The organism is Synechococcus sp. R6-10 (assembly GCF_047461815.1).
Lineage (GTDB): Bacteria > Cyanobacteriota > Cyanobacteriia > Thermostichales > Thermostichaceae > Thermostichus.
On record NZ_JANSHW010000335.1, the window covers coordinates 1 to 4717 of the forward strand.

General features: G+C 57.2%; 6 protein-coding genes and 1 tRNA gene. All 7 read left to right on the plus strand.

The window, feature by feature from the left end:
- Window positions 1-98 precede the first annotated feature (98 nt).
- The 7 genes from tsaB (at window position 99) to NW837_RS09870 (ending at window position 4585) form a co-directional block, all read left to right on the plus strand.
- Entirely contained in the window at window positions 99-806 is a 708-nt protein-coding gene (tsaB, locus tag NW837_RS09840) for a tRNA (adenosine(37)-N6)-threonylcarbamoyltransferase complex dimerization subunit type 1 TsaB (RefSeq protein ID WP_414331121.1), read from the plus strand.
- Between the two features lie 36 nt (window positions 807-842).
- Entirely contained in the window at window positions 843-1400 is a 558-nt protein-coding gene (gene efp, locus NW837_RS09845) for an elongation factor P (RefSeq protein ID WP_414331123.1), read from the plus strand.
- Window positions 1401-1469: 69 nt separating this feature from the next.
- Window positions 1470-1943, plus strand: coding sequence for an acetyl-CoA carboxylase biotin carboxyl carrier protein (gene accB, locus NW837_RS09850; RefSeq protein ID WP_011432092.1), 474 nt, complete (start codon window positions 1470-1472; stop codon window positions 1941-1943).
- Window positions 1944-2328: 385 nt separating this feature from the next.
- Window positions 2329-3258, plus strand: coding sequence for a metallophosphoesterase family protein (locus NW837_RS09855; protein ID WP_414331126.1), 930 nt, complete (start codon window positions 2329-2331; stop codon window positions 3256-3258).
- A 75-nt stretch (window positions 3259-3333) separates the two neighbouring features.
- Window positions 3334-4080 carry a phosphoadenylyl-sulfate reductase gene (locus tag NW837_RS09860; RefSeq protein WP_414331128.1) on the plus strand — a complete coding sequence of 249 codons (747 nt, stop codon included), beginning with the start codon at window positions 3334-3336 and terminating at the stop codon, window positions 4078-4080.
- Between the two features lie 3 nt (window positions 4081-4083).
- Window positions 4084-4398, plus strand: a complete 315-nt coding sequence (locus tag NW837_RS09865; RefSeq protein WP_414331131.1) for an antibiotic biosynthesis monooxygenase family protein — start codon at window positions 4084-4086, stop codon at window positions 4396-4398.
- Between the two features lie 115 nt (window positions 4399-4513).
- A tRNA-Val gene (locus NW837_RS09870) sits at window positions 4514-4585 on the plus strand.
- Window positions 4586-4717: the final 132 nt, after the last annotated feature.

Consider the following 4717-nt stretch of genomic DNA (forward strand, 5'->3'; position numbering starts at 1 on the left):
GAGGACAAACTTCCCTAAGGAAGCGCGAAGATTGACAACCTAAACTTAAAACATCCGTTAAGTTTCGTCAACCACCTTTTTTGATCCTGAGAGAGGCCATGTCGCTTGCCCGCTGGATTTTAGGGATCCACACCACCACGCCCGTTTTGGGCCTGGCCCTGCTGCCGTTGGAGCCAGGGTTGGGAGAAACCCGCAGTCAGAGCTGGTGGCTGGATCGGGAGATGGCAGCGCAGTTGCACCCCTGCTTGAAAGTCTTCTTGGCCGGTCAAGCTTGGTCGCAGATAGCTGGGATCGCTGTAGCTTTGGGGCCGGGCAGCTTTACGGGCAGCCGTTTGGGGGTGAGCGTGGCCCGTCTGCTGGGCCAGCAACTGGGCATTCCCGTGTTTGGCTACTCGGCTTTGGCCGTCCTAGCCCGCCATGTGTGGATCTGGCAGGGATCCCCGCCCCAGCCCTTGACGGTGGCGGTGCAGATGGACGCCAAACGAGGAGAGCGGTATGGCGGCGTGTATCGGGTGACAGAAGAGGGTGTCGCTGCAGAAGTGGCCGATCAGCTTTGGGAGGAAGAGGCTTGGCAGGCAACTCTCCGACAGTGGCCGCAAGCTCTATCCGTGAATGCCGCCGATTTTGTGGATCCTGCACCCGTGGTGGCGTTGGCAGAATTGGCCCGCGCCGATTTTCGGGCCGGATTGCGCCCTCAGTGGCAGGAGGTGCTGCCCCTCTACGGTCGCCAGCCCCCGATTGATCTCAGAGGGCTGAATCGGACTCCGCCTCCCCAGCGCGAACGGAGTGCCCCATCGTCACGGTAAGATTGGGAAGTCTAAGCAACGGATCCCTCTGCTGACATGATCTCAAGCAACGATTTGCGCCCTGGCGTCTCTGTAGAAGTTGACGGAGCTCCCTACAAGGTGATCGAGTTCCAGCATGTGAAACCCGGCAAGGGGGCAGCCTTTGTGCGCACTAAGCTCAAAAACATGCAGACTGGCAACGTTGTGGAGAAAACCTTCCGCGCCGGTGAAACCCTGCCCGCAGCCACCATCGAAAAAGTCGAGATGCAGTATCTCTACGCGGAAGGGAACAACTTGGTGTTTATGGACATGGAGACCTATGAGCAGGCTCCAATTACCGCCGCCCAAATTGGCTCCGCCGTGAAATATCTGAAAGAAAACATGCAAGTGTCAATCTTGCGCTGGAATGGGCAGGTGATCGATGTGGAGCTGCCCAACACCGTTGTTCTGGAAGTGGTGGAAACAGATCCAGGGGTGAAAGGAGATACCGCCACTGGGGGAACCAAGCCGGCCAAGCTGGAGACCGGTGCTGAGATCCAGGTGCCTTTGTTCATCAAGGTTGGAGAACGGATTCGGGTCGATACCCGCACCGACACCTATCTGGGCCGGGAGTGAGTTCTCCCTCTCCTTTTCGGTTATGGATTTCTGTTGTGGACAGGTGATGCATCAGGAGTGAACCTTCCCTTGGATGTTGTCAATTGGCAGGAAATTCGTCTTCTCCTGGCCGCTCTGCAAGAGAGCGATGTTACCGAGCTAACTCTGGAGTTCAAAGATTTTCGCCTCACCTTGCGCAAAGGGATCCCGACTGAGCTCTCCTCCACCCCCGCCAGTCCGGTTATTGTCTCCTCTGCGCCTCCTCCTGCTCCTGCAGAAGCGCCCCCTCCTCCCACTGCTCCCAAATCCACCCCCAGCCATTGGATAGACGTGACGTCACCAATGGTGGGCACTTTCTACAGCGCCCCAGCTCCAGGTGAACCTGACTTTGTGCGGGTTGGCCAACGGGTGAACAAGGGCCAAACCCTGTGCATCATCGAGGCCATGAAGCTGATGAACGAGATCGAGGCCGAAGCGGCAGGCGTGGTGACCGAGATTTTGGTGAGCAATGGGCAATCGGTGGAGTTTGGGCAGGTGTTGATGCGGTTGGATCCCACAGCTTGATGGGCAAGGGGGTAAACCGGATTTTGGCAACCCAATCTCCCTTGCCTGTGTATACACCAAAGTTGAATCGGATTGAGGGGATGTGGTCGGTGTTGAAGCGCTGTATCCGGCAGTTTTCCAGAGCCGGGAAGTATGGGATGGAGCAAAGGATACAGACCGCTTTACTACTCATCGATCCATTCAATCCATCCTGCTGGGAGAAAAGTTGGGGGTGACAGCCTGGGAAACCCTCTCAGACCAATTTGACCAGTCTGCGCGCCCCTTTCACAGCCCTACCTGTGCCCCAGTTGCCGATGGCTCCCAGCTGAGGTTAAGAGAAGCCCATAGCCCCCCGGCCCCTCATTGACTATGATGCGGGCGTGAGGTGTGAATAAGTACCTAAACAATGGCAACCCAACGCATTTGCTTTGCTCAAGTCTCAGATGTCCACCTGATGCCCGAGACGGGGTGCCGCTGTTGGTGGATGTCCGATTCCCCTCGCCGCCAGTTGGAAGCAGCCGTTGCCCATCTCAACCAGGTGCCGGATCTGCACTTCGTGGTGTTTACCGGGGATTTGGTGGATCAAGCGGATCCGGAGAGCTTTCAATCTTTCCAGGAGATTGTTGCCCAACTGCGGGTGCCCTATTACCTCAGCCTGGGCAACCACGATATCGACACCCTAGGGAGAAAGGGACGCTTTAACCGAGATCAGTTTATCCGTTGGTGCCAAAGCCAATTTCCCCTGTCCCTGGCTCCCACTGGTTACGTCGATTACAGCCTTTCCCCTCTGCCCGGGATCCGCTTGATTGCCCTCGACGCCAGCTTAGGACGCTTCCCTTTACCTCAGGGCGTGCTCCGCCCCTCCCAACTGCACTGGCTGGGCGAACATCTGCAAACGGTGCCGGAAGAATGGCTGATCCTGCTGATCCATCAGCCGCCCTTCATTGCTCCCACCCAAATGGACGCGGTTTTGTTTCGCAAGTACCGGCTCCTCAGCGAACCAGCCTCGGCGCTACACGCTCTCTTGGCCCGTCACGGACGGGTGGTGGCGGTGCTGAGTGGCCACCTGCATGTGCCGAAGGTGTATGTCCGCGATGGGATCCCCTACCTGACGGCACCTCCTCTGGTAGGGCCGGTTTCGGCTCTGCGGGTGTTTGAGCTGGAGGTGAACCCACGACGAGGGGTGTTGCGCTACCACTGGGTTAAGTTGCCGGCATTGGATCCCAGCCCCCTCTGGCACGGCTTGGTGATGGGGATCCGACGGGATCGCTGGGGACAAATCCCTCTCCGGGCCAAGGGATCCCGCTCTCTCCCTCTGCCCGCTGCCGCCTGGTAATCAAAACCCCTAAAGCTTGACCGAATTAGTGTAGATTAAAAAAGCAAAAATCGTCGAGTTCGGTGTCTTCCCCCTATGACAGCAAGCCTTTCTCCTTCTAGCCGCTGGGAGCTGGCGGCTCAAGCGCTGCGGGAGCAGTATCAACCTCAAGTGGCGTCCCTGAGCGAACGGTTTGAGCCTTTGTCGGCAAGCGACCTGCTCACCTGGGCGGTTGAAGAATTTGGAGATGGGCTGGTGCTGGCCTGTAGCTTTGGCCCGGAAGACCTAGTGCTGATCGATCTGCTCACGGCGATTAACCCCCGTGTTCGCGCTTTTTTTCTGGACACCGATTTTCACTTCCCGGAAACCCTACAACTGCGGGAGCAGGTGTTGGCGCGCTACCCCCACTTGCAACTGCAGATCTTCAAGCCCTTGCTTACCCCGGAAGAGCAGGCAGCTCAATACGGGCCAGAACTGTATCGCTCTAACCCCGACCTCTGCTGCAACATCCGCAAGGTGGAGCCCTTGAATCGTGCTCTGGCCAGTTGCACCACTTGGATTACAGGGATGCGTCGGGAACAATCCCCCACCCGCGCCGATATCGGCAAGGTGCAGTGGGACGGCAAGCGCAACCGCCTCAAACTCAACCCGCTGGCTGACTGGACAAATGGCCAAGTTTGGAAATACATCCTTGACCACGGGATCCCTTACAACCCCCTGCACGATCGCCACTACCCCAGTATCGGCTGCCTCCACTGCACTGCGCCTGTTGAGCCAGGGGCGGATCCCCGCTCTGGACGCTGGAAGGGCACAAGCAAAACCGAATGCGGCCTGCATACCTAACCCATGACTGCTTCCTCCATCCTTGAGGTGGCTCAGTTTGAAATTACCCCCGGCTCTGAAGCCGCCTTTGAAGCCGCCATCGCTCAAGCTTTCATCTATTTGCAGCAGACCGACGGCTACCAAGAGCACCAACTGCAGCGCTGTCTGGAGCACCCTCAGCAATACCTACTGCTCGTTCAGTGGGGATCCCTAGAGGCCCATCTGGTCAACTTTCGCCAATCGGAAAACTTTGTCCGCTGGCGTGCCCTCATCCGGCCCTACTTTGCTCGCCCACCCCAGGTGTTGCACTACCAGTTGCTGACCGGATCCCCTTTTTGATTTGAAATAGGGCACCTGTCCACTCTCCACCCAGGCTAATCCCAATGGGACAGGTTAAGATGTGATATTATTTATTTCCGGCCTTCAGGCAGATGCACAGCGGCATCGCTCGTAGGGGCTGTTAACTCAGTGGTAGAGTACCACCTTGACACGGTGGGAGCCGCTGGTTCAATTCCAGCACAGCCCATGTCTTTGGCAGAAGCTGACAAAGGTTTGCTCCAGGATCAGGTTACAGTGCTGAGCCTAGCCCTGATACATTTACGCTGAACACTGCTGAACATCACTGTTCAACTATGCAGCGATAGCATTCTGTTTGTTT